This window comes from Streptomyces sp. NBC_00400 (genome assembly GCF_036048035.1).
Classification (GTDB): Bacteria; Actinomycetota; Actinomycetes; order Streptomycetales; family Streptomycetaceae; genus Streptomyces.
This window is the reverse complement of record NZ_CP107940.1, coordinates 4,487,501-4,512,183: the sequence shown is the minus strand read 5'-3', so window position 1 is coordinate 4,512,183 and position 24,683 is coordinate 4,487,501. Positions and strand designations below refer to the sequence as shown.

The window sequence follows — 24,683 nt, the reverse complement described above, 5'->3', positions numbered from 1 at the left end:
CCGTACCTGCCTTTGCCGACGCAACGTCGGCCGGCCGGGCCGCGGATCCGTCACAGCTGCCGCAGGTGATCACGGAGTGCGCGGGCGACCTGTCCCATCAGGGCGTCGGCGCCGGGCTGCTTGCTGGCGGGCACCAGCGACTCGGTGAGGACGGCGACGGCGAACGCCTGGCCGTCGGTGTGCTCGACCACTCCGATCTCGTGGCGGAGGTTGAGGAGGGTGCCGGTCTTGGCGGACCAGGTGGTGGCGTCGGAGCTGAAGTCCGGCGTCAGGCGGTGCCGCATCACGTTGTGGGCCATGAGACCGCGGACCCGCTCGGCGGTCTCCGGGGGGATCGACGACGGTGTCCACAGGGCCTGGAGCAGTTCGACGTAGGCGCGTGCGCTGCCGCTGTTGGCGCGGGTGACGTCCAGCTGCGGCACCCCGTGTCCGTGTGCGCCCGCGTTGATGGCGAGGGCGTGCGCAAGATGGGCCTGTGTGGGATCGAGGCGTTCCTCGGGGGTGTCGGCCAGCTCCTGCAAGGTGTGCCGGACGGTGATGCCGCGCAGGCCGAACTCGTTCAGGAGGGCGGTGACCCGGTCGGGCGGGGTGAGGCCAAACAGCGCGTCGCCGGCGGTGCTGTCGCTGACGCAGGTGCTCAGGTAGAGCAGGTCGTCGAGGGCGATCCGGGCGGGATGGCGAAATCGGCTCAGGCCGGTGGGCCCGGGGGTGGTGATGCGCCCCGGCTGCACGTCGAGCGCGGTGGCTCCGTCGAGTTCGCCCCTGCGGATGCGTTCGATCGTCGCGAGGGCAAGGGGGACCTTGACCAGGGAGGCGGTGGGCAGCTCGGCATCCGGCTCGATCCCGACTTCTTGCCCGGTGTGCAGATCCCGGACGAGCAGACAGGCGCGCAGGCCTCCGTCGTCAAGGTGGCGGCGCATGTCGCGCAACAGTGCTTCGGTGTTCACGCGACCTCCGCGTTGCCGGGGCGCGGTGGTCCGGATACGCCGAGGCAGTCGGCGATCGCCTCGCCCAGACGCGTCCGGATGAGTTGTGGATCGCCGGGTGCGGTGGCGGTCAGGGCGTACCCGCGGACGAAGGCGGCCTCGCCGATGGGGCGCCAGCTCAGGGCGAACTCACGGGCCTGTGCGGGGGAACACAGCAACAGGTCTCCGGTGCACAGGACTTCGGCCGCGGCCGCCGTGAGGTCGGCCGCCTCGGCGAGCTGTGCGGGCTGCAGGCCGACGGCATCGCGCAATCGCGTCAGCGGGTCGCGGATGTGCGCCACGTCGTCCTCCGGCTGGACCCAGATGCGGCGGGCCGGGCCGGTGGTGGTCCGGCCACGGCGCAACGTGTCGAGGTAGAGGCGCTTCACCCCGGGGTCCTCGGCGCCGGCCAGCCCCAGTGGCACCGACCATGCCGCCTGGTCCGGCGCGACCGCGAGCAGCGCCGCCCGCACCTGCTGGGAGCGGATGAGCTCGGTTCGCCGTGCGGGCGCCGCGAGGCGCAGGTCGAGCGTCATGCCCTGCCTCCGTGCGCCGGCGACGAGGCGTGCCAGGCCGGCCCCGGAGCACACGTCGGGCACGGCGAGCCGCCACGGTTTGCGCCTGGCGGCTGCCGCCTCGTGCTCCAGCACATCGGCGGTCAGGAGCAGTTGCCGGGCCGCGGGCAGCATGTCCCGGCCGAAGGGGGTGAGGACGGCCTGCCGCGAGGTGCGCTCGAACAGCCGCTCCCCGAAGCGCTCCTCCAGGGCTGCGACGCGGCGGCTCGCCACCGACTGGGACATCCGGGCAGCAGCCGCTCCGATGGTGAAACTGCCGTGCTCACTCACGCTGACGAACGCACGACACGCGCCCACCAGATCCACAGCGCACCCCTCCCCGCCCCACGGCATGCCCCGACCCCATGCCGAATCAGCATGGAAACCCGCATAAGCGTATTGGACCGCATAACCGCCGAGCGGCGAAGGTGACCCTGCCCGCCACGGCCGGATCCCAAAGGGAGCCCGGCTGCCCGTTCCCCGTGCTGTGCGCGCCGGGGCAGGACCGGAGGTTCAGATCATGCAGCACACCCGTGCCCACCGCTGTGCTCTCAGTGCGCTCGTCGCCCTCACCCTCATTCCGCTCACCGCCTGCGGCGAGGGCAGTTCCCGCGCCGCTTCGCCCTCGTCCGCGTCGGCGTCCGCGTCGGCGTCCGCGTCCGCGGCGAAGAAGCCCTACGGTCACGCCTTCCAGAAGCTGGAGCGCACCTACTCCGCCCGCCTCGGCGTCTACGCCGTCGACACCGGCACCGGACGCGTGGTGACCTACCGCGACGGCGAACGGTTCGCCCACAACTCCACGTTCAAGGCCTTCGCGGCCGGCGCCGTGCTGCGCAAGCGCTCCCTGAGCGGGATGGACAAGGTGATCAAGTACAGCAAGAAGGACCTGGTCGCCAACTCTCCCGTGACCGAGAAGCACGTCACGTCGGGGATGACCCTGCGCGACCTGTGCGACGCCGCCGTCCGCTACAGCGACAACACCGCGGCCAACCTGCTCCTCAAGGAACTCGGTGGTCCCAAGGCGCTGAACGCCGCACTCAAGAAGGTCGGCGACCACGTCACGCACATGGAGCGCTACGAGCCGGACCTGAGCACGTGGGATCCGCACTCGACGCGCGACACGACCTCCCCGCGGGCCTTCGCCGAGGACCTGCGCACCTTCGTGCTCGGGGATGCCCTCGGCAAAGCGGAACGCGCGCAGCTCACCAGGTGGCTGCGGACCAACACCACCGGCGGCGAGCTCATCAGGGCCGGCGTGCCCAAGGGCTGGGCGGTCGGCGACAAGACCGGAATGGGCAGCAACTACGGCGGCCGGGACGACATCGCCGTGGTCTGGCGCCCCCACGCCGCGCCCCTCGTCGTAGCGATCCTCACGAACCGCACCGAGGAGGACGCGAAACCGGACAACAAGTTGATCGCGGAGGCAACCTCCACGGTCGTCGACTCGCTGACGTAGCGGACGCCGGGCCGTCCCGCCTCGTGCGCGTCGACAACCCCCCGCAGCCGCGTCCCCGGTCCCTCCGGGCAGGACACCTAGGCCGCGACGGCGCCACCGGCTTCCGTCGGCCCGGACCGGCAGTCGCGGCACCGCCCCGGCTCCCGGGCACGGAAGGCGCGGTCGCAGCCGTCGCAGGTCTGGAACGGGTCGGGTCGACCCCCGCCCGGGTCCCGCCCATACAGGGCCACGGGCCCTTCGGGCAGGGGTGGCAGGGGCAGCGGCAGCAGGTCCCGAAGCCGGTGGGCGAGGAGCCCGGCCGGGCTCTCCAGGACGTCCGGAAGCCGTGCCGTCAGGGTGCGGTGGATCGCGGTGGGCCCGGCACCGTTCTCCAGCCAGGGGACGAGGTCGGGGGCGAGGCGGCGGATGTCCCGTTCGGCGAGCGTGAGCCGGTCATCGGTGCGCCGCAGCCCGGCGAGGAGCGGGACGGCCGTGCGGTGGTGCGGCGTACGGGGCGGCTCCCCTAGGGGCTCGGGCGCCGCCGAGGGCTCGGCCGGTACGGACGGCGGCACGGGCGCGACGGACTCCGACGACGGCACTGACGGCACTGACGCCGGCACTGACGTCGCCACCGGCTCGTCCGCCACCCCGGGCCGCGCCCGCTCGGCGGCCGGGTCGTTGTAGGCATAAGTCCGCGTGATCACATGCCCACTGGCCCCGCGTTCCCGCACCCGCTCCAGGTAGCCATGGGCCACCAACTCCCGCAGCGCGAAGGCGATCCGGTCGCGCCCCTCGGGGAAGCGGGCGGCGAGGCTGCGGATATCGACGGAGGCGCCCTCGGGCAGCGACAGGATGTGGGTGCCCACCCCGATCGCGGTCAGAGACAGTTCGCGGTGCTGCGCGAGGTGATTGCCGATGATCGTGTACCGGTCCGGCTGGTACTGCCGGATATGCGTCACCCCGCTGTGGGTGGCACTTCGCCGAACACGGGAATGGGAGCGCACAGCGGCGCTAGGCTTCTTCTCAGCCATCGGGAAGGTCTGCTCTTCCTCTGGTGGTCAGGCCCTCGCCCTGGGATTGCCGTCCCGGCGGGGGCCGTCACATGTCTGTCGCATGTCTGTCGCATGTCTGCGGTGGTCAGGCCCGAGCCTGCCCACCCAAGTCGCCCGCGCGCCAGCCGAGTTGAGCTGATTCACCCCCACGAGTGACGTACGCGGGGTTTGGTGGGTTTGGAGGGTTCCCTCCCGGGGTTCTTTGTTCTTGACCACCCGCCGCACCGACGGACAGGCCACCGGGGCCCGGCTTTCCGGGCGCCGGTCCAGCGTTCGGCGCCCGGCACCGAGAACCGGCCTCCGCCCCCACGGTCTTGCACGGCACCGGACAGAACACCTAGGCGACCTGCGCGTCCAGCGCGGCACGGAGCCAGTCGTCCATGGCGCCGATGGTCGGTTGCCGGGAAGCGGAGGGAAGTTCGCCGACGAGTTGCCAGTAGCGGTCGATGAGGGGATGCGCAATCCGGCGCAGCTGGGCGCTGAGTTGGCGGCGGAAAGCGGGGGTGTCCCGCGTGTTGCGCAAGCCGGCGTGGGCGGCGACGAAACAGTCGAGGGCTTCGCCCGCGTGCGGGGGCCGTCGGTCTCGTACGTCCGCCGAGGCGAGCGCGCACGCCTCGACCAGCCCCTCGTAGAGGACGGCCGGACGGCAGGCCTCGTCAGGGGTTCGGGAGGCGAGGCGGCGGATGCTGATGTCGACGACGCGGCTGTCGGTGGCGACGGCGTGAAGCCGGGCGAAGACCAGCACCTGGGACGGGGCCGGGTCGGCGGGGAGCTGCGGCACCGCTGCTTCGAGCACCGTGGAGAGCAGGCGGGCCGGGAGCCGCGCGGGGAGTACGTGACGCCAGAAGCGGGCCAGGGCGTCCGTGTTGGGCGGGATGTCCACGGCACCGATCAGGCGCAGGCGGTCGGCGCGTTCCTCGGGGGTGCAGTCGCGGAGAAGGTGAAGGGCGGCCTCCCGCCAGCGCAGGGAGGACAGTTGTGTGCCGAGTTCGCGGAGCTGCCCCGCGACGGCACCCTCCAGGGCGTCCGTCGTGCCCGGCACGTCCTCCTGGGCGAGGATCCGGTCGACCTGCGGCAGCGGCAGGTCGAGGGTGCGCAGCGAACGGATCAGACGGAGCCGGTCCAGGGCCTCGGGGCCGTACCGGCGGTGGCCCCCGGCGCTGCGGACGGCCTCGGGCAGCAGTCCGCGGTCCGAGTAGAAGCGCACGGTCTTGACGGTGACGCCTGCCTGCTCGGCGAGTTCGCCGATGCTCCACATGCCGTCAGGGGACGCGGACACGGTCATGCCTTGAACCTCCCTCAGGGGGAGTTCCTACCGTAACGGCATGCGCGGCCGGGTCAACGGGGGCCGGCCGCGCGACCGAGCTGTGCGAGGAGGCGTTGATGACGGCGTATGTGCTGGTGGCGGGCGGTCACATGGGCGGCTGGCTGTGGCAGGACGTGGTGGACCGGCTACGGGAGCGGGGAGCCGAGGCCTACGCGGCCACGCTCACGGGCATGGGCGACCGCCGCCATCTGGCGGTCCCGGAAACGGACTTGGAGACACATATCGAGGATCTGGTGCAGCTCATCGATCACTTGGATGCGCCGGAGGTGGTGCTCGTCGCCCACTGTTACGGCAGCTTTCCGGCGCTGGGCGCCGCCGACCGGCGCCCGGAACGGGTGTCCCGGATCGTGTACGTGTCGGCGCCCCTGCCGATGGACGGCTTCTCGGTGCACGGCCTGGTACGCGAATTCGAGCCCGATCCCGCGGTCCGCGACGGGTGGCGGCAACGGGCCGAACAGGCCGAGGACGGCCGGCGGATCCCCCCGCCGTCACTCGACGACGTGCAGGCCCGGAACAGCGTCGCAGGCGTCCCCGCGGACGCGCTGGCCCGGCTCGTCCGCCTGGCCGCGCCGCAGCCGCTGGGTACGCTCACCCAGCCGCTCCGGCTGTCGGGGGCCGCCGCCAAGCTGCCGAGCAGCGTCGTCTTCTGCACCGGCACGGGGATGAACATCGCCATGGTCGAGTCCCTGGTGCGGTCGGGAGAACCGCGCTTCCAGGTGCTCACCGAGCCTCATGTGGGCTTCTTCGAACTCGACACCGGGCACTGGCCGATGCTCTCCGTCCCGGACGAGCTCGCCGGGGTGCTGCTCCGGGCTGCTGCGGGTGAAGGGCAGCGGGTGACCGCGTAGTCCTGATCGGCGAGGGCGGCGGCCGCCCGCCCTCGCGCAAAGGGCGCCCCCGAAGAGGCGCCCTTCACAGCAATCCTGCTGCCGCTCAGCTACGAGCCCGTCTGCGCGACCCGGGCCGCCGCTCGCTCGGCCGGGTGACCGGGTCCCCGGCCTCGACCGCGGCATCACGCCGCGCCGCGCCGAAGTCCGCGAGGGCTTCGGCCAGCTTGTGGACCGACGGCTCGGGCGACATGACGTCCACCCGCAGGCCGTGCTCCTCGGCGGTCTTGGCGGTGGCCGGGCCGATACAGGCAATGACCGTCACGTTGTGCGGCTTGCCCGCGATGCCGACCAGGTTCCGCACGGTGCTCGACGACGTGAACAGCACGGCGTCGAAACCGCCGCCCTTGATCGCCTCACGCGTCTCGGCCGGCGGCGGCGAGGCGCGCACCGTCCGGTAGGCGGTGACGTCGTCGACCTCCCAGCCCAGCTCGATCAGGCCGGCGACCAGGGTCTCGGTGGCGATGTCGGCCCGCGGGAGGAAGACCCGGTCGATCGGGTCGAAGACCGCGTCGTAGGGCGGCCAGTCCTCCAGCAGACCGGCGGCCGACTGCTCACCGCTCGGCACCAGGTCGGGCTTCACACCGAAGGCGACCAGCGCCTTGGCGGTCTGTTCGCCGACCGCGGCGACCTTGATCCCGGCGAAGGCGCGGGCGTCCAGGCCGTACTCCTCGAACTTCTCCCGGACAGCCTTGACGGCGTTGACCGAGGTGAAGGCGATCCACTCGTAGCGCCCGGTGACCAGGCCCTTGACCGCGCGCTCCATCTGCTGCGGGGTACGCGGCGGCTCGACGGCGATGGTCGGGACCTCGTGCGGCACCGCGCCGTACGAGACGAGCTGGTCGGAGAGCGAGGCGGCCTGCTCCTTCGTCCGCGGCACGAGCACCCGCCAGCCGAAGAGCGGCTTGGACTCGAACCACGACAGACGGTCGCGCTGTGCCGCGGCGCTGCGCTCGCCGACCACGGCTATGACCGGCTGGCCGCCGTCCGCCGAGGGCAGCACCTTGGCGGCCTTGAGGACCTGGGCGACCGACCCGAGGGTGGCGGTCCAGGTGCGCTGGCGGGTGGTGGTACCGGCGACGGTGACGGTCATCGGGGTGTCCGGCTTGCGGCCCCCGGACACCAGCTCACCGGCGGCCGCGGCCACCGAGTCGAGGGTGGTGGAGACGACGGCGGTGGCGTCACTGGCACCGACCTCGGACCAGCAGCGCGCATCGGCGCTGCGGGCGTCGACGAAACGCACGTCGGTGCCCTCGGCGTCACGCAGCGGGACACCGGCGTACGCAGGCACGCCGACGGCCGCGGCGATACCGGGCACCACCTCGAAGACGATGCCCTCGGCGGCGCACGCCAGCATCTCCTCGGCGACATCACCGTCGAGGCCGGGGTCCCCGGTGACGGCACGTACGACCCGCTTGCCCGCACGGGCGGCCGCCATGACAAGATTGGCGGTGTCCCTAAGGGTAGGGACGTCGGCGGGGATTGACGCCTCGTCAGCTGATGCCTGCAGTGGTGTGTCCACCTGTGCGCGGGCATGCACGCGCACGACGTCCAGCACCTGCGGGTCGGCAATGAGTACGTCCGCGGAGGCCAGCGCCTCCACGGCACGCAGCGTCAGCAGACCCGGGTCACCCGGCCCGGCACCCAGGAAGGTGACCTGACCGGAGGCGGAGTGGTTTGGGGCGGTGGGGTTCAAAGTGCTCGCTCCCCCATAAGACCGGCCGCACCCTTAGCGAGCATCTCGGCGGCGAGTTCACGACCCATGTTCAGCGGGGTCGACACGTCGTCGGGAGAGGCGGGTACGTGCCCGGTGGTGGACAGTTGCACCAGCGTGCTGCCGTCGGTCGTGCCGACGACACCACGCAGATGCAATTCGGTGACAACCTGCTCGTCAGCCTTGGGGCCTTCCCTGCTCGAGCGAAGTCGAGAGTTCGGGGAAAGGTCGGCCAGCGCTCCGACGGGTGCGGAGCAGCCGGCCTCCAGGGCGGCGAGCAGGGAACGCTCGGCGGTCACGGCGGCCCGGGTGTCCGGGTCGTCGAGCTCGGCGAGCCGGGCGATGAGGTCCACGTTGACCGCAGCGCACTCGATCGCCAGTGCCCCCTGGCCGGGGGCGGGCAAAACCATGTCGGGCGACAGCAGCTGCGTCGCCTCGTCGATCCGGCCGATCCGGGTGAGTCCGGCGGCGGCCAGTACGACCGCGTCCAGTTCCCCCTTCTCGACGAAGCCGATGCGGGTGTCGATGTTCCCGCGTATCGGCACGGTCTCCACACGCCGGCCCAGCGACCTGGCCCAGGCGTTGAGCTGCGCCATCCGCCGGGGGGAGCCGGTGCCGATACGGGCCACCCGGTCCTCGTCGGCGGTCAGCTGCTCGAAGGTGAGCCCGTCCCTGGCGATCAGCGCGTCCCGGGGGTCTTCCCGTACGGGTATCGCGGCCAGGGCCAGGGTCTCGGGCTGCGTGGTCGGCAGGTCCTTGAGGGAGTGGACGGCGAAGTCGATCTCCCCGGCGAGCAGCGCGTCACGCAGCGCGGAGACGAAGACGCCGGTGCCGCCGATCTGCGCGAGGTGTTCCCGGGAGGTGTCGCCGTAGGTGGTGATCTCCACCAGCTCGACGGGACGGCCCGTCAGCTCGCGGACCGCCTCGGCGATCTGCCCGGACTGGGCCATGGCGAGCTTGCTGCGCCGCGTGCCCAGCCGCAGTGCTCTCGTGGTGCTGTCGGTCATGCCCGCTCCCGTGCATCGTGCCTGTCGGCGCGCGTGTCGGCCCGGCTGACGGCGGCGACCGTCTGGGGGTCGAGGTCGAAAAGTTCCCGCAGGGCGTCCGCGTACCCGGCGCCGCCGGGCTCGCTGGCCAGCTGCTTGACCCGGACGGTGGGCGCGTGCAGGAGTTTGTCGACGACGCGGCGCACGGTCTGGGTGATCTCGGCGCGCTGCTTGTCGTCCAGGTCGGGGAGGCGGCCGTCGAGCCGGGTGATCTCACCGGCGACGACGTCCGCGGCCATGGTGCGCAGGGCGACCACGGTGGGGGTGATGTGCGCGGCCCGCTGGGCGGCGCCGAACGCGGCCACCTCGTCGGAGACGATGCCGCGCACCTTGTCCACGTCGGCCGCCATCGGCGCGTCCGCGGACGCGTCGGCCAGCGATTCGATGTCGACGAGGTGCGCGCCCTCGATCCGGTGGACCGCGGCATCTATGTCCCGCGGCATCGCGAGGTCGAGCAGCGCCAGCGGCGCCGTGTTGCCCTGGCGCGCGGCCGCGACCATCTCACCGGCCAGGACCAGACCGGTCGCGCCGGTACAGGAGACCACGATGTCGGCGAGCGCCAGCTCCTGGGGGACGGAGGTCATGGCGGCCGCCCGGGCCCGGAGCCCGTTCGCGGCGCCGGGGCCGCCCGGCTCGGTGAGGATCTGCACGAGCCGTTCGGCACGCTCGACGGTGCGGTTGGCGACGGCCAGCTCGCCGACACCGGCCCGTACGAGGGTGGTGGCGGCCAGCGACGACATCGATCCCGCGCCGATGACCAGCGCCCGCTTGCCGCGCGCCCAGGCCTCGACGTCCCGGCCGCCCGCAAGCTGCTCCAGCCCGAAGGTGACCAGCGACTGTCCGGCCTTGTCGATGCCGGTCTCGCTGTGCGCGCGCTTGCCGACCCGCAGCGCCTGCTGGAACAGGTCGTTCAGCAGCCGGCCCGCGGTGTGCAGTTCCTGGGCGACGGCCAGCGCGTCCTTGATCTGTCCGAGGATCTGGCCCTCGCCGACGACCATCGAGTCCAGGCCGCAGGCCACCGAGAAGAGGTGGTGGACGGCGCGGTCCTCGTAGTGGACGTAGAGATAAGGGGTGAGCTCTTCGAGGCCGGCGCCGCTGTGGCGGGCCAGGAGGGTGGAGAGCTCGGCGACACCGGCGTGGAACTTGTCCACGTCGGCGTAGAGCTCGATGCGGTTGCAGGTGGACAGCACCGCGGACTCGGTGACCGGCTCGGCCGACACCGCGTCCTGCAGCAGCTTGCCGCGCGCCTCGGGAGCGAGCGCGGCCCGCTCCAGCACGCTCACCGGCGCGCTGCGGTGGCTCAGTCCGACGACCAGGAGGGTCATGCCGGCATCACGGCGGGCATGTCCCCGTCAGGTCCCTTGCGGTCGCCGGCCACGGCAGCGGCGGCACGGGCGGCCGCGGCCGGGGCGCCGCTCTCGGGCCCGGCCTCCTCGCCCGCCTTGCGCTGCTCGTGGAAGGCGAGGATCTGCAGCTCTATCGACAGGTCGACCTTGCGCACGTCCACCCCGTCGGGGACGGTCAGCACGGTCGGCGCGAAGTTGAGGATCGAGGTGACGCCGGCGGCGACCAGCCGGTCACAGACCTGCTGGGCGGCCCCGGCCGGCGTGGCGATGACACCGATCGACACGCCGTTGCTCTCGATGATGTGCTCCAGCTCGTCGGTGTGCTGGACACCGATGCCCGCGACGGGCTTGCCGGCCATGGCCGGATCGGCGTCGATCAGCGCGGCGACCCGGAAGCCACGGGAGGCGAACCCGCCGTAGTTGGCGAGCGCGGCACCGAGGTTACCGATACCGACGATCACAACCGGCCAATCCTGCGTCAGCCCCAGCTCGCGCGAGATCTGGTAGACGAGGTACTCCACGTCGTAGCCGACACCGCGGGTCCCGTAGGAGCCGAGGTAGGAGAAGTCCTTGCGCAGCTTGGCGGAGTTGACCCCGGCAGCGGCGGCAAGTTCCTCGGAGGAGACCGTGGGGACCGAGCGCTCGGACAGCGCGGTCAGTGCACGCAGATACAGCGGAAGCCGGGCGACGGTGGCCTCGGGAATGCCTCGGCTGCGGGTCGCCGGTCGGTGAGTTCGGCCAGTTGCCACGGTGCTCCTGCGGGTAGAGCGGGGCTGCGGGCGACCGCATGGAACCCGACCGCCCTGTCTTCTGCAGGCTATGTCTTTGTGAACGCGTGCACAAAGATGGTGTCCGGTTTGTCCGCCCAAAGTGACCGGGCTCACGCGCCTATTACAAGCCGCCGCGGAACCAACTCCCACGTCACGCCGTTCACTCGCGCCACCCGTGAAACACGGCAGCAGCCACGGGAGCACGCGCCCTCACTCCTCACCGCTATACCCCCGGAAACCTACAAATCGCCCATCGATGGTAATCGACCCGGACGGCCGGGGGCGCGCCTCGACCGCGGGCCCGGCGGCCGGGGTCCGGCGGCCGAGGTCCGGCCCGGCCCGCCCCGTACGGCGCATCCGCCCGGGCGGCAGGGCCCCGGCCCCGGCCGCTACGGCACACCCGGCCCGGCGGTACGACCCCGGTCCGGCCGGTACGCCCGCCCGGCGGCAGGCCCCGGCCCCGGCCGCTACGGCACGCACGCCCGCCCGCCGTCGCGCCGCGACCCGGCACAATGACTTCATGGCCCCCTTGTTCAGCTCGCGCAGCCGCAGCCCCCGAAAGAACCCCGCCGACCGGATGGTCACCCTCGTCGGCAAGCCGGGCTGCCACCTCTGCGACGACGCCCAGGCCGTGATCGAGAAGGTGTGCGCGGAGACCGGCGCGTCGTGGGAGAAGAAGGACATCACCGAGGACGCCGAGCTGCACCACAAGTACTGGGAGCAGATTCCGGTCATCCTCGTCGACGGCGCCCAGCACGACTTCTGGCGGGTCGACCCGAAGCGGCTGCGTACCGCCCTGGGCGCCTGACCCCGGACCACCGCCCCACCCGGCACCCCGCCCGCCGCGTCGCAGCCCCTGCGGGAACCCCCTCTCCCCGGCCGCACCGCAGCCCCCTCAGGAGCGCCCCTTTCCCCCGCCGCACCGCAGCCCCCTCGCGCACAACCCCCTCCCCCGCCGCGTCGTAGCCCACCCCCGGAATACCCCCTCCCCCCGCCACGTTGTGGCCCGCAGGGGGCTCCTCCTCCCCTTACGGGAAGTGTTCGCCCGCCCCCTAAGGCCCCGCGGAGGCCCCCCAGAGGTGGCCGTAATACACACTTCCCCCTCTCCAGGCCCTCCTGACACGCGCCCGTAACCGGCTGCACCGAACAAACTGGCTACGCTAGCGCCATGGCCCGCCCGTCGCCCGCTCACCGCCCCCGCTGGAGCCCCACCGGGGCACTCTTCTCCCTGGGCTGGCTCACCCGCCGCAGACGGCCCGCCACGGCCCGCAGCGTGCTGGCCGGCGAGGCCGCCGCCGAGGCCGCCCGCAAGTCCTCCCAGCAAGCGCCGCCCGCCGAGGAGACCGAGACCCCGGCGGAGCCCGACTTCCCGGTCGTCGGGGACACGGCCGCCGCCGCCTTCTTCGACCTGGACAACACCGTCATGCAGGGCGCCGCGCTGTTCCACTTCGGCCGCGGCCTGTACAAGCGGCACTTCTTCCACAAGCGCGATCTGGCCCGCTTCGCCTGGCAGCAGATCTACTTCCGGCTGGCCGGCTCGGAGAACCCCGAGCACATGGCGGACGTCCGCAACAGCGCACTGTCCATCGTCCAGGGCCACCGCGTCGCCGAGCTGATGTCCATCGGCGAGGAGATCTACGACGAGTACATGGCCGAGCGGGTCTGGCCCGGCACCCGCGCGCTCGCCCAGGCCCACCTCGACGCAGGTCAGAAGGTATGGCTGGTGACCGCGGCCCCGGTCGAGACCGCCACGATCATCGCCCGCCGGCTCGGCCTGACCGGCGCCCTGGGCACCGTCGCCGAGTCCGTCGGCGGCGTTTACACGGGCAAACTGGTCGGCGAGCCGCTGCACGGCCCGGCCAAGGCCGAGGCGGTCCGCGCCCTGGCCTCGGCGGAAGGCCTGGACCTCTCGCACTGCGCGGCCTACAGCGACTCCGCCAACGACATCCCGATGCTCTCGCTCGTCGGGCACCCCTATGCGATCAATCCTGACAGCCGGCTGCGCAAGCACGCCCGGGAGCAGGGGTGGCGGCTGCGCGACTACCGGACCGGACGCAAAGCCGCCAAGATCGGCATCCCCGCGGCGGCCGGCGTGGGCGCCCTGGCGGGCGGTGCCGCGGCCGCGGTCGCACTGCAGCGCCGACGCCGCTGACCAGGCCTGATCGCCTTACGGGACGGCGGGCCATCCGGGCTTCCTACCCCCTCCGCCGTCCCCTCAGTCCCTTTGCTGCCGGTTAACCACAACACGCCCTCCAACCAGGCAGATTGCGTTTCCTTCCGATCAAAAGTTGCTCAGTAATCGATACTTGATCTGCCACCAACCCGGCACGGACCGTAACTAATCGATGATTTGAGCAACTGGGTGTAGCGCTGCCTGTACGAAGCGTTATTCTCCTCAGACGCAATCCGGAACCCACACGTCCCTACGACGAGTGAACGGTCCCGCACTGCACGTGATGGAAGCTCTGCCTCTGGGAGTCCCGTGTACCCACACGTCGGGGTTGACGCCTCGGGCCTGGCTACGCTGCGTACGACACTCGTCGACCACCTGCGCAGTTTTGTCCCCACCGCGTACGCCGTCCCCGCATTCGCCTCAGCCGTCCCCGCTGCCGGACCCTGCTACGCCCTGGCCGACGGGAGTGCTGCGGTCGGCAAGGCCGCCGGCAGAACCCGCCGCTCCGGCACCGGCACGACCACCGCCCGCCGCCCCGCCGACAGCGACAGCCGTCGCATGATGGACCTCGTCGAACGAGCCCAGGCGGGCGAGGCCGACGCCTTCGGCCGCCTCTACGACCAGTACGCCGACACCGTCTACCGGTACATCTACTACCGCGTCGGCGGCCGCGCCACGGCCGAGGACCTCACCAGCGAGACCTTTCTGCGGGCCCTGCGCCGTATCGGCACCTTCACCTGGCAGGGCCGCGACTTCGGCGCCTGGCTCGTGACCATCGCCCGCAACCTCGTCGCCGACCACTTCAAGTCCTCCCGCTTCCGCCTGGAAGTCACCACCGGAGAGATGCTCGACGCCAACGAGGTCGAGCGCAGTCCCGAGGACTCGGTCCTCGAATCCCTCTCCAACGCCGCCCTGCTGGAGGCGGTACGCAAGCTCAACCCCCAACAGCAGGAGTGCGTCACACTGCGCTTCCTGCAGGGCCTCTCGGTCGCCGAGACCGCCCGCGTCATGGGCAAGAACGAGGGCGCGATCAAGACCCTCCAGTACCGCGCCGTACGCACCCTGGCGCGGCTGCTCCCCGAAGACGCCCGCTGACCCGCTGACCCGCCCCCTGTCCGCAATTTCGCTGACCGGTTCCGTGCCGCATCTGCTCACTCTTGGTGACCTTCCCTACCCGGTCGGTCAGATCATCGTGAGTGCGTAACCCGAGTGCCGCGCCGCTCGTTGTGCGGGATGCAGGCTCCATGCGGTCATGCCTTGCCCGCTGCCTCTCACTCGATCGAGTGGTCGCGGACAACGGCTTGCAACCGTCCGGTCCGTCTGGACAGTCAAAGCCAGTCCGGGGAGTCGAGCGGGATGACGAGAGGAGGTGCCGCCCGTGATCGCGAATGTCTCGGTGCACCGGCGGGCCAACGCCTTCGCCCAGACCCTTGAGGAGCAGGTCCTCGAGGGCACGGCGACCGAGGACCAGGTCGAAGATCCGGCCCAGGCGCCGGGCGAAGCACGGCTGTTGGCGGTCGCCGACGGCCTCGGGAAACTCCCGAGGCCGGAGATGGCAGCCGAGGTCAAGACTGTCCAGCGCGCCCAGCTCATCGCCGCGATGGAGGCCGCCTTCGCCGAAGGCGCTCCGTCCGACGGTGCCAGGGTGCCCGAGCAGCGCGAACACAGGGGCGCGCACCGCGCCACGAAATCCATCGGCAGGCTGCGTCCGCGCTCCCGCCTCACCAAGGGCCTGGCGGCCGGCGGGCTGACGGTCGGCGTCGCCGCCGGGGCGTTCACCGGCGTCGCCGCGGCCAGCTCCGACGCCCTGCCCGGCGACTCCCTCTACGGCCTCAAGCGCGGCATGGAGGACCTGAAGCTCGGCATGGCCGACGACGACTCCGACCGCGGCCGGCTCTACCTCGACCAGGCCGCCATCCGGATGATGGAGGCGCGCCGCCTGATGGAGCGCGCCCGGGTCGCCGACCTCGACCACGAAGCGCTCGGCGAGGTCCGCAAGGCGCTCGCCGGCGTCACCCACGATGCGGGCGAGGGCCACCGCCTGCTGCACCAGGCCTATGAGCGCGACGGCTCGCTCGACCCCATCCAGGCGCTGAACTCCTTCACCAAGTCCCACCGCCGCACCTGGTCGCAATTGCGCGACAAGCTCCCGGTGCAGCTCATGGACGTCCGTGACAAGGTCAGTTCGGTCTTCGACGCCATGGACAAAGAGGTCGGTCCGCTCCGCCCGCTGCTGCCGCCCACCCCGGAAAGCCGTAGCCACCACCGCAACACGCCCGCCTCCGCGGGCACCGGCTCCCGGTCCGACGGGCACCCGGCTCCGTCCGGCAGCAGGTCCGCCCCCGGCACCCACACCGGTGGCTCGCACGCCCCCCACCCGTCGGCCTCACCGTCCCAGGAGGACAGCCTGCTCGGCGGCAATACGGGCGGCCTGCTCGACCCGCCGTCCAAGAACGGCAGCGCGTCCCCGCACGACCGCGGTCACCACCACCACGGCCGGGACACCGGCGGCCAGCCCGATGTCACCCTCCCGCCGCTGATCCCGGGGCTGCTTCCCGGCCTGGGCATCGACGGCGAGGATCTCCCGAAGTAGCACAGCAGCGAAGCAGTCCCTCCGGCGCTCGGTGTTCTTCCGGTCCTTCCCTCAGAAGAACACCGAGCGTCGCTGTACCAGCAGCTTGTAGAGGGTGTGCTGAATCGTCTCCCGCACCTGGTCGGTCAGGTTGAACATCAGCATCGGATCGTCCGCCGCCTCCGGCGGATAGCCGGCCGTCGGGATCGGCTCGCCGAACTGGATCGTCCACTTCGTCGGCAGCGGCACCGCTCCCAGCGGCCCCAGCCACGGGAAGGTCGGCGTGAGGGGGAAATACGGCAGCCCCAGCACCCGCGCCAGCGTCTTGGCGTTCCCGATCATCGGGTAGATCTCCTCGGCGCCCACGATCGAGCACGGCACGATCGGCGCCCCGGCCTTCAGCGCCGTCGAGACGAAGCCGCCGCGCCCGAACCGCTGCAGCTTGTAGCGGTCCGCGAAGGGCTTGCCGATGCCCTTGAAGCCCTCCGGCATCACCCCGACGATCTCGCCGCGCTCCAGCAGCCGCTGGGCGTCCTCCGCACAGGCCAGGGTGTGCCCGGCCTTGCGTGCCAGCTCGTTTATCACCGGCAGGACGAACACCAAATCGGCCGCCAGCAGCCGCAGATGACGCTGCGCCGGGTGGTTGTCGTGCACCCCGACCTGCAGCATCAGGCCGTCCAGCGGCAGCGTCCCGGAGTGATTGGCGACGATCAGTGCCCCGCCGTCGGAGGGGATGTTCTCGACACCCTTCACCTCGACCCGGAAGTACTTCTCGTAGAAGGGCCGCAGCAGCGACATCAGGACCTGGTCGGTCAGCTCCTCGTCGTACCCGAAGTCGTCGACCTCGTAGTCGCCGGTGATCCGCCGGCGCAGGAAGGCCAGCCCGCCCGCGATCCGCTCGTCCAGGGACCGCCCGGGGTTCGGCCGCGGCACCGCCGCCGGAGGGTGTTCGGTCCGGGCCTCGGGCACCGGCGCCAGCGCCGTACCGCGCCCCGTGCGCCCGGCCCTCCTGGCCTTCCTGCGCGCCCGGGGCTCCTCGCCGAAGGGGATGACCTTGGCGTCCGCCATCGTGGATGAACTCCTCACTGGGTCGGGCCGCCGCGGGCCGGCAGCGCCTCGGCGAGCCGGTCGACGGTGCGGGCGAGGGACTCGGGCGGCAGCAGCCCGGGTCCACGGCTGCGGGCGAATTCCGCGAAGGTCTCCGCCGTCGTGTACTTCGGATGGAACCCCAGTGTCTCGCGCATCTGTGTCGTTTCCACGACCCTGCCGTGCGTGAGCAGCCGGATCTGTTCCGGCGAGAAGTCCGAGATGCCGATGGACCGCAGCGCCGTACCGGCCCAGGTCACGGTCGGCAGCAGGAGCGGCACGGTGGGCCGCCCCAGCCGCCGGGAGGTCTGCGACAGCAGCAGGACGCCGTCCCCGGCGATATTGAAGGTGCCGCTGTTGAGCGTCCCGCGGCGCGGCGCGGCGGCGGCGATCCGCAGCACCTCGATGGCGTCGCCCTCGTGGACGAACTGCAGCCGCGGGTCGTAACCGAGGACGGTGGGCCACACCGGCAGCGAGAAGTACTCGGCGAGCGGGGAATCCGCGCACGGTCCGAGGATGTTGGCGAAGCGCAGCACGCACACCGCCACATCGGGCCGGCGCCGGGCGAAGCCGCGGACATACCCCTCGACCTCGACGACGTCCTTGGCGAAGCCGCCACTGGGCAGCGACTTCGGCGTGGTGGTCTCGGTGAACACGGCGGGGTCGCGGGGCGCGGAGCCATAGACGCTGGTGCTGGACTTGATGACCAGGCGCTGCACATTCGGGGCCTTCTGGCAGGCGCCGAGCAGCTGCATCGTCCCGATGACGTTGGTTTCCTTCACCGAGGCGCGGCCGCCGCGCTTGCTCAACGGCGTGCCGTTGATATCCATGTGGACGACCGTGTCGACGCCCGTCTCGGCCAGGACCCTGGCAATGGCCGGATGCCGGATATCGGCCTTGAGGAATTCGGCGCCGCCCAGATGGTGTTCCGGTGCCACGGCGTCGACCCCGATCACCCGGTCGACGTCGGGATCGCGCTGGATACGGCGGACGAACCGGCCGCCCAGCTGCCGTGCGACTCCCGTGACGAGCACGACCTTGCCCAAGATCAGCCCTTCCTTCCCGCCGCGACCGCCGTGGCCGAGCTGTGCAGGCCACGCTATCGGGTAGGTGTTGCGCAGTGATGTCCGCGGGATGCCCGTGGCCACATTTCCGTCCGACCACCGTCCATACGGCCCACAACGCACCGCAGCCCCCGATCGCACCAAGGCGATGGGGGCTGCGAATTCGCGATCAGCGTCGCTTACTTCTTGTTACGACGCTGAACACGGGTGCGCTTGAGCAGCTTGCGGTGCTTCTTCTTAGCCATCCGCTTGCGCCGCTTCTTGATAACAGAGCCCACGACTACCCTCGCTCACTTCGAATCACTCGGTGCGGGGCGTCCGAGCCCACACTACCTACATCGGGCCAGCCTACCCGGCGACGGGCGAACGGCGTAATCCGAGGGTCGGCGAGGTCTCGTCAGGCCGATTCCACCCCCACAAAGGACTCCCGGAGATAGTCGTGAACCGCTTGCTCCGGAACCCGGAAAGACCTCCCCACCCGAATCGCGGGCAGATGGCCACTGTGCACCAAGCGGTACACGGTCATCTTCGACACCCGCATCACCGTGGCGACTTCCGCCACTGTCAGGAACACGACCTCGTTCAGAGGCCTCTGGTCTGCAGCCATGCCACACCTGCACCTTCCGCATAAGACGGTCACCGGCTTCCCCTCCGGTGACTCTTCGTCGCTATGCGCTCACTCCCCAGATTAGGGGCGGGTGATGCGAGTGGGGAAGAGGAGCAGCGAACAGCCCCCTATCGGGACAGATATGCACGATTGAGTACATAGCGCGCCAGAGGCTGGTAGTGCACGCTCGGCACGCCATCGTCGAGCGGCACCGCCACCGACACCCGCCCCTCGGCCTCGCCGACGAACAGCGCCGGATCGTCCGCATCCGCCGGCCCGATCGCCTCGATGCCCAGCTGACCTGCCCCGCAGACCCATCCGTGGTCCCCGATCACCAGAGCCGGCGGCGGCCCGGCAAGGCCCCCCACGGCCGCCAGAGCGGTCCGCACCGGGAGCGGTGAATGGGTGTGTACGCCCCCCGTCCCCGGCGCGCCCCGCACGCCGGTTTCTCGCATCACCGCGACTCCCCGTACGTAGTCGAGTGTGCAGGTACGTACGCCGAACCGGGTCGCTATGTCGACACGGGCGCCATACGCCGGAGTGAGAACGGGGCAGCCCGCCGACGAGAGAGCGTCTGCGAGGGAGGCGTAGAACCCCACCAGCCGGTGCGGATGGCCGGTACCGATCAGCACCGGCGCCCGGCGGCCGGCCGCCTCTCCGACCCGTTCGGCGAACCGGTCCAGCGCCGCGAGGGTGCGGTCGGGATCGATCTCATCCAGGCCGGAAGTATGTGCGAGATCGACCGAAACCCCGCACTTCTGCCCCATCAGTCGCAGTACTTCACCAACCGGCCAGTCTCCGTCGGGATCCAGCCCCAGCAGCGCCCGGGGATCGCGCGCCGCGAAGAGCCGGTAGCGCGCCAGACTCTTCTCCCGCCTGGTCGCGACCGTCCCCGCGAGCCGCGCCTCGATCAGGTGCGCCCGCAGCGCCCCGGTGCCCAACACGCGTCCCATACTGTCCGGTTGGTCGGCCCACGGGTGCCCTGACCGACGGGTAGTCACACCTTTGGGGGCACGGCGCCGGGTACGGCCGTACGGCGCCACGACGCGCCCCTGTGGAACCGCAACAGCGCGACAGGGGAGGCCCTGGGCCCCCGCCTCCTACAGGGACCTACGGAAGCAGCCCATGCGCCGGGAACACCGCCCGGCGGGTGGCGAGCACCGCCTGGTCCAGCCGGTCGGCCGGGTCATAGCCGTCGTCGGTGAAGTCCCGCCACTGCGGCGTACGGCCGTCCGTCATCCGCAGCGGCGCCAACTGCCGCGTCCTGCGGAACACTTCGTGCCGCCACGCCTCCGGAACCATGGAGGTCGGCTCGATCGGCCGGCCCGCCGCGATCGCGGCCAGATGCGTCCAGCTGCGCGGCACCACGTCCACCACCGCATAGCCGCCTCCGCCGAGCGCGACCCAGCGGCCGTCCGCGTACCGGTGCGCCAGGTCGTGACAGGCCTCCGCCGCCGCGCGCTGGGCGTCCAGGCTCACCGCAAGGTGCGCCAGCGGATCCTCGAAGTGGGTGTCGGCACCGTGCTGCGTCACGAGCACCTGCGGCCGGAAGGCCCCCAGCAGCTCCGGTACCACCGCATGAAAGGCCCGCAGCCATCCCTCGTCCCCGGTCCCGGCCGGCAGCGCCACATTCACTGCGCTGCCCTCCGCGCCCTCGCCGCCGGTCTCCTCCGGCCAGCCGGTCTGCGGGAAGAGCGTCCGCGGATGCTCGTGCAGCGAGATCGTCAGCACCCGCGGGTCGTCCCAGAAGGCCACCTGCACCCCGTCGCCGTGGTGCACGTCCACATCGACGTACGCGACCCGCTCGGCACCCAGCTCCAGCAGCCGGGCGACCGCCAGCGCCGCGTCGTTGTAGATACAGAATCCGGCCGCCCCGCCCGGCATCGCATGGTGCAGCCCGCCGGCGAAGTTCACCGCATGCGCCGCATCGCCGCGCCAGACGGCCTCCGCCGCACCCACCGACTGGCCCACGATCAACGCGGACGCCTCATGCATCCCCGCGAACGCCGGATCGTCCGCCGTCCCCAGCCCGTACGAGAGATCCGCGGCAGCAGGGTCCACCGAGGCCCTGCGGACCGCTCCGATGTAGTCCTCGCGATGCACCAGCCGCAGGGTGGAGTCCCCGGCAGGCTTGGCCGCGACCACCTCCAGCGGCCCCCGGTCCAGCTCGTACGCCTCCACCAAACGCATGGTCAGCGCGAGCCGGACCGGGTCCATCGGATGCCCGGACCCGAAGTCGTAGCCCGTTACTGCCTCATCCCACATCAGCTGTGCGCGGCCGCTCATATCCGTCACCGTATCGGGCCTTCGGCACCCCGAACGATCGGGCATACACCAACGTCACCAGCACCAGGGCCATCGGTACGAGCATCGCCCCCCGATAGCTCCAGGAATCGCCGAGCGCCCCGACCAGCGGAGAGCCGATCAAAAAACCCACATAGTTGAAAATGTTCAGCCGCGCGACGGCCAGGTCCGAGGCACCGGGGCCGTGCTGCTCACCGGCGTGACGCCCCGCCGCCGCGAACGTCTGGGGCACGATCACACACAGCCCGAACCCCAGCAGCGTGAACCCCGCCATCCCGGCCCAGGCCCCCGGCGCCGCCGCCACCACCGCGAACCCGCCCGCCGCGACCACCGTCCCGGTCCGCACCACCGCGACCGCCCCGAACCGCCGCACGCCCAGGTCACCGACCATCCGCCCGAGCAGCGTGGTGACCATATAGACGTTGTACGGGACGGTGGCGAGCTGCTCCGAGCTCCCCAGGACGTCCTGCAGGTACTTGGCGCTCCAATTGGAGACGGTCGAGTCCCCGATATACGCACACGCCATCACCAGACACAGCGGCAACAACACCCGCATCGCGACGGGCGCAACGGCCGCCGCCGGGCCCGCCCCGCCCTCCACCGCACCCTGGCGGTCCCGGTCCACGAACCAGCGGCCCACCAGCAGCGCCAGCGGCACCAGCACCGCCACCACCGGCCCGTACAGCAGCGCAAGCGACAGCTTCCAGTGCGCACCCGCCCAGGCCAGCGAGGCGCCGGCAATGCCGCCCAGGCTGTACGCCGCGTGGAACCCGAGCATGATGCTCCGCCCGTACGCCCGCTGCAGACTCACCCCGAGCATGTTCATCGAGGCGTCCAGAGCCCCCACGGACAGCCCGAAGACCCCCAGCGCCACGGCGGCCTGCGCCATCGACCCGACCGACCCGACCGCCAGCAGCGCCAGACACACCACGGGCTGCACACACCGCAGGACCCGGCCGGCCCGCACCCGCTTCACCACCTGCTCGGCAACGAAGCTGCCGACCCCCGCGAGGACCGGCACCGCCGCGAGGAAGACCGGCAGCAGTCCGTCCGAAATCCCGTAGCGCTCCTGGATCGCGGGGATGCGGGTCACGAGGAGGGCGAAGACCGCCCCCTGGACGAAGAAGCTGAGGGCGAGCGAGACCCGGCCGTGCCGTAACTGCGCTGCTGGTACCCGGGGGACCGTCATGGCCGCTCAGCCTAGGACTCCCCACTACCACTGGGTAGATGGATCTCCCCACCAATTCCGGCGGGCTGCCCGACCGCCGCGGACCTCTCCGGCCCTACTGCTCCACCACTGCACCGTTCTCCTGCAACAGCGCCGGCAGCTCCGCCATATCGGCGAACAGCATGGTGGCCCCGACCTCCGTCAGCTTCGCCGCCGGCGTCATCGCCGTGAAGCCGTACACGTCCATCCCCGCAGCGATCGCGGCCCGCACCCCCAGCGGACTGTCCTCGACCACCGCACACCGCTCCGGTGCCACACCCATCTCCCGCGCCGCATGCAGAAAGAGATCCGGCGCCGGCTTCCCCCGCCCCACATCCGCCGAGGAGAAAATGCGCCCGGCACCACCGGTCCGCCCCTCGGCAAAGCGCTCGAACAGCCCGGTCTCCGTCAACGCGACCCGGATACGCTCATGGCTCCCCGACGACCCGACGCAGTACGGCACCCCGTCGGCGGTCAGCTTGTCCAGCACCTCGACCACACCCACCACGGGCTCCAACCGCCCGCGGAATTCCTCGAAGACCCGTGCATCGAAGGTCGCGTCGAACCCGGTCGGCAGCCGCTTTCCCGACCGTTCCAGCACGGTCTCGTGAATGCGGTGCTTCGCACCGCCCATGAAGTCACGCAGCGACTCTTCATAGGTCGTCGGATGGCCCAGCTCGGTCAGGTGGGCGGCCAGGATCCGATTGGCGATCGGCTCACTGTCCACCAGAACGCCATCATTATCGAAAATGACCAAGTCATAGCGCATGCTCCCGAGCGTACCGAGCGGCCCCGAAACGCAAAAAAGCTCCGGTCCCTGAACCATCAAGGTTCAGGGACCGGAGCTGAAAAATTGTTCGGCGGCGTCCTACTCTCCCACAGGGTCCCCCCTGCAGTACCATCGGCGCTGAAAGGCTTAGCTTCCGGGTTCGGAATGTAACCGGGCGTTTCCCTAACGCAATGACCACCGAAACACTATGAAGTTAACCAACCCGGCACAATCACAGGTCGTTACTTCAGAACCTACACAGTGGACGCGAGCAACTGAGGACAAGCCCTCGGCCTATTAGTACCAGTCAACTCCACCCGTTACCGGGCTTCCATATCTGGCCTATCAACCCAGTCGTCTACTGGGAGCCTTAACCCCTCAAAGGGGGTGGGAGTACTCATCTCGAAGCAGGCTTCCCGCTTAGATGCTTTCAGCGGTTATCCTTTCCGAACGTAGCCAACCAGCCATGCCCTTGGCAGGACAACTGGCACACCAGAGGTTCGTCCGTCCCGGTCCTCTCGTACTAGGGACAGCCCTTCTCAATACTCCTACGCGCACAGCGGATAGGGACCGAACTGTCTCACGACGTTCTAAACCCAGCTCGCGTACCGCTTTAATGGGCGAACAGCCCAACCCTTGGGACCGACTCCAGCCCCAGGATGCGACGAGCCGACATCGAGGTGCCAAACCATCCCGTCGATATGGACTCTTGGGGAAGATCAGCCTGTTATCCCCGGGGTACCTTTTATCCGTTGAGCGACGGCGCTTCCACAAGCCACCGCCGGATCACTAGTCCCTACTTTCGTACCTGCTCGACCCGTCAGTCTCACAGTCAAGCTCCCTTGTGCACTTACACTCAACACCTGATTGCCAACCAGGCTGAGGGAACCTTTGGGCGCCTCCGTTACTCTTTAGGAGGCAACCGCCCCAGTTAAACTACCCACCAGACACTGTCCCTGATCCGGATCACGGACCCAGGTTAGACATCCAGCACGACCAGAGTGGTATTTCAACAATGACTCCACCATGACTGGCGTCACGGCTTCAAAGTCTCCCACCTATCCTACACAAGCCGAACCGAACACCAATATCAAGCTATAGTAAAGGTCCCGGGGTCTTTCCGTCCTGCTGCGCGAAACGAGCATCTTTACTCGTAATGCAATTTCACCGGGCCTATGGTTGAGACAGTCGAGAAGTCGTTACGCCATTCGTGCAGGTCGGAACTTACCCGACAAGGAATTTCGCTACCTTAGGATGGTTATAGTTACCACCGCCGTTTACTGGCGCTTAAGTTCTCAGCTTCGCCACACCGAAATGTGACTAACCGGTCCCCTTAACGTTCCAGCACCGGGCAGGCGTCAGTCCGTATACATCGCCTTACGGCTTCGCACGGACCTGTGTTTTTAGTAAACAGTCGCTTCTCGCTGGTCTCTGCGGCCACCACCAGCTCAGGAAGTAAATTCCATCACCAGCAATGGCCCCCCTTCTCCCGAAGTTACGGGGGCATTTTGCCGAGTTCCTTAACCATAGTTCACCCGAACGCCTCGGTATTCTCTACCTGACCACCTGAGTCGGTTTAGGGTACGGGCCGCCATGAAACTCGCTAGAGGCTTTTCTCGACAGCATAGGATCATCCACTTCACCACAATCGGCTCGGCATCAGGTCTCAGCCTTAATGTGTGACGGATTTACCTACCACACGGCCTACACCCTTACCCCGGGACAACCACCGCCCGGGCTGGACTACCTTCCTGCGTCACCCCATCACTTACCTACTACCACCTTGGATCAGCGGCTCCACCACT

The 24,683-nt window shown here is 70.2% G+C and carries 22 protein-coding genes and 2 rRNA genes (1 of these 24 cut by a window edge); 6 read left to right on the top strand and 18 right to left on the bottom strand.

What is annotated here, in order from left to right:
- Nucleotides 1-50: 50 nt before the first annotated feature.
- On the bottom strand, nucleotides 51-947 hold the full coding sequence (locus OHS81_RS19640) for a serine hydrolase (protein WP_328386025.1): 897 nt from the start codon (nucleotides 945-947) through the stop codon (nucleotides 51-53).
- On the bottom strand, nucleotides 944-1,846 hold the full coding sequence (locus OHS81_RS19635) for a LysR family transcriptional regulator (RefSeq protein WP_328386024.1): 903 nt from the start codon (nucleotides 1,844-1,846) through the stop codon (nucleotides 944-946). The genes OHS81_RS19640 and OHS81_RS19635 overlap by 4 nt, the downstream gene beginning before the upstream one ends.
- Before the next feature lie 193 nt (nucleotides 1,847-2,039).
- On the opposite strand from OHS81_RS19635, the gene bla reads away from it, so the two are divergent.
- The gene (gene bla, locus OHS81_RS19630; RefSeq protein WP_328386023.1) at nucleotides 2,040-2,975 is read left to right on the top strand and encodes a class A beta-lactamase; all 936 of its coding nucleotides are present in this window, start codon (nucleotides 2,040-2,042) and stop codon (nucleotides 2,973-2,975) included.
- Nucleotides 2,976-3,052: 77 nt separating this feature from the next.
- Here bla and OHS81_RS19625 read toward each other — a convergent pair whose 3' ends face one another.
- Nucleotides 3,053-3,913, bottom strand: a complete 861-nt coding sequence (locus OHS81_RS19625; RefSeq protein WP_328386022.1) for a helix-turn-helix domain-containing protein — start codon at nucleotides 3,911-3,913, stop codon at nucleotides 3,053-3,055.
- Nucleotides 3,914-4,343: 430 nt separating this feature from the next.
- Nucleotides 4,344-5,291 carry a MerR family transcriptional regulator gene (locus tag OHS81_RS19620; RefSeq protein ID WP_328386021.1) on the bottom strand — a complete coding sequence of 316 codons (948 nt, stop codon included), beginning with the start codon at nucleotides 5,289-5,291 and terminating at the stop codon, nucleotides 4,344-4,346.
- A gap of 98 nt (nucleotides 5,292-5,389) precedes the next feature.
- On the opposite strand from OHS81_RS19620, the gene OHS81_RS19615 reads away from it, so the two are divergent.
- Nucleotides 5,390-6,181 carry an alpha/beta fold hydrolase gene (locus tag OHS81_RS19615; protein ID WP_328386020.1) on the top strand — a complete coding sequence of 264 codons (792 nt, stop codon included), beginning with the start codon at nucleotides 5,390-5,392 and terminating at the stop codon, nucleotides 6,179-6,181.
- Nucleotides 6,182-6,266: 85 nt separating this feature from the next.
- Here OHS81_RS19615 and OHS81_RS19610 read toward each other — a convergent pair whose 3' ends face one another.
- From OHS81_RS19610 to OHS81_RS19595, 4 genes are read right to left on the bottom strand one after another with little or no spacing between them, the layout of a single operon-like run.
- Nucleotides 6,267-7,916, bottom strand: a complete 1,650-nt coding sequence (locus OHS81_RS19610) for a bifunctional uroporphyrinogen-III C-methyltransferase/uroporphyrinogen-III synthase (protein ID WP_328386019.1) — start codon at nucleotides 7,914-7,916, stop codon at nucleotides 6,267-6,269.
- Nucleotides 7,913-8,941, bottom strand: a complete 1,029-nt coding sequence (hemC, locus tag OHS81_RS19605; RefSeq protein ID WP_328386018.1) for a hydroxymethylbilane synthase — start codon at nucleotides 8,939-8,941, stop codon at nucleotides 7,913-7,915. Before hemC ends, OHS81_RS19610 begins: the two co-directional genes overlap by 4 nt.
- On the bottom strand, nucleotides 8,938-10,305 hold the full coding sequence (locus tag OHS81_RS19600; RefSeq protein ID WP_328386017.1) for a glutamyl-tRNA reductase: 1,368 nt from the start codon (nucleotides 10,303-10,305) through the stop codon (nucleotides 8,938-8,940). Before OHS81_RS19600 ends, hemC begins: the two co-directional genes overlap by 4 nt.
- Nucleotides 10,302-11,075, bottom strand: coding sequence for a redox-sensing transcriptional repressor Rex (locus tag OHS81_RS19595; RefSeq protein ID WP_328386016.1), 774 nt, complete (start codon nucleotides 11,073-11,075; stop codon nucleotides 10,302-10,304). The genes OHS81_RS19600 and OHS81_RS19595 overlap by 4 nt, the downstream gene beginning before the upstream one ends.
- A 541-nt stretch (nucleotides 11,076-11,616) precedes the next feature.
- Here OHS81_RS19595 and OHS81_RS19590 point away from each other — a divergent pair.
- From OHS81_RS19590 to OHS81_RS19575, 4 genes are all read left to right on the top strand, one after another.
- The gene (locus OHS81_RS19590; protein ID WP_328386015.1) at nucleotides 11,617-11,904 is read left to right on the top strand and encodes a glutaredoxin family protein; all 288 of its coding nucleotides are present in this window, start codon (nucleotides 11,617-11,619) and stop codon (nucleotides 11,902-11,904) included.
- A gap of 360 nt (nucleotides 11,905-12,264) precedes the next feature.
- On the top strand, nucleotides 12,265-13,248 hold the full coding sequence (locus tag OHS81_RS19585; protein ID WP_328386014.1) for an HAD family hydrolase: 984 nt from the start codon (nucleotides 12,265-12,267) through the stop codon (nucleotides 13,246-13,248).
- A 330-nt stretch (nucleotides 13,249-13,578) separates the two neighbouring features.
- Nucleotides 13,579-14,364 carry an ECF subfamily RNA polymerase sigma factor, BldN family gene (locus tag OHS81_RS19580; RefSeq protein ID WP_088798525.1) on the top strand — a complete coding sequence of 262 codons (786 nt, stop codon included), beginning with the start codon at nucleotides 13,579-13,581 and terminating at the stop codon, nucleotides 14,362-14,364.
- A 283-nt stretch (nucleotides 14,365-14,647) separates the two neighbouring features.
- Nucleotides 14,648-15,862: a DUF5667 domain-containing protein gene (locus OHS81_RS19575; protein ID WP_328386013.1), complete on the top strand. Its 1,215-nt coding sequence runs from the start codon at nucleotides 14,648-14,650 to the stop codon at nucleotides 15,860-15,862.
- A 51-nt stretch (nucleotides 15,863-15,913) separates the two neighbouring features.
- Here the strand turns inward: OHS81_RS19575 and OHS81_RS19570 are convergent, their stop codons facing one another.
- The 10 genes from OHS81_RS19570 to OHS81_RS19525 all read right to left on the bottom strand — a co-directional run.
- Entirely contained in the window at nucleotides 15,914-16,909 is a 996-nt protein-coding gene (locus OHS81_RS19570) for a lysophospholipid acyltransferase family protein (RefSeq protein WP_328386012.1), read from the bottom strand.
- A 14-nt stretch (nucleotides 16,910-16,923) separates the two neighbouring features.
- Nucleotides 16,924-17,973: an NAD-dependent epimerase/dehydratase family protein gene (locus tag OHS81_RS19565; RefSeq protein ID WP_328386011.1), complete on the bottom strand. Its 1,050-nt coding sequence runs from the start codon at nucleotides 17,971-17,973 to the stop codon at nucleotides 16,924-16,926.
- Between the two features lie 197 nt (nucleotides 17,974-18,170).
- Nucleotides 18,171-18,269, bottom strand: coding sequence for a 30S ribosomal protein bS22 (locus OHS81_RS19560; protein WP_003948845.1), 99 nt, complete (start codon nucleotides 18,267-18,269; stop codon nucleotides 18,171-18,173).
- 119 nt (nucleotides 18,270-18,388) lie between these two features.
- Nucleotides 18,389-18,598 carry a helix-turn-helix domain-containing protein gene (locus tag OHS81_RS19555; protein ID WP_006604741.1) on the bottom strand — a complete coding sequence of 70 codons (210 nt, stop codon included), beginning with the start codon at nucleotides 18,596-18,598 and terminating at the stop codon, nucleotides 18,389-18,391.
- A 128-nt stretch (nucleotides 18,599-18,726) separates the two neighbouring features.
- Nucleotides 18,727-19,542, bottom strand: coding sequence for a phosphatase (locus tag OHS81_RS19550; RefSeq protein WP_328386010.1), 816 nt, complete (start codon nucleotides 19,540-19,542; stop codon nucleotides 18,727-18,729).
- A 166-nt stretch (nucleotides 19,543-19,708) separates the two neighbouring features.
- Entirely contained in the window at nucleotides 19,709-20,884 is a 1,176-nt protein-coding gene (locus OHS81_RS19545; protein WP_328386009.1) for an acetoin utilization protein AcuC, read from the bottom strand.
- Complete coding sequence (locus OHS81_RS19540) at nucleotides 20,853-22,091, bottom strand: MFS transporter (RefSeq protein ID WP_328386008.1); 1,239 nt, start codon at nucleotides 22,089-22,091, stop codon at nucleotides 20,853-20,855. The genes OHS81_RS19545 and OHS81_RS19540 overlap by 32 nt, the downstream gene beginning before the upstream one ends.
- Nucleotides 22,092-22,185: 94 nt before the next feature.
- Nucleotides 22,186-22,878 (bottom strand): HAD family hydrolase, encoded by a 693-nt coding sequence (locus tag OHS81_RS19535; protein ID WP_328386007.1) that lies wholly within the window; start codon nucleotides 22,876-22,878, stop codon nucleotides 22,186-22,188.
- An 86-nt stretch (nucleotides 22,879-22,964) separates the two neighbouring features.
- A 5S ribosomal RNA gene (gene rrf, locus OHS81_RS19530) occupies nucleotides 22,965-23,081 on the bottom strand.
- A 74-nt stretch (nucleotides 23,082-23,155) separates the two neighbouring features.
- Nucleotides 23,156-24,683 (bottom strand): 23S ribosomal RNA (locus OHS81_RS19525) (it continues 1,595 nt past the right edge of the window).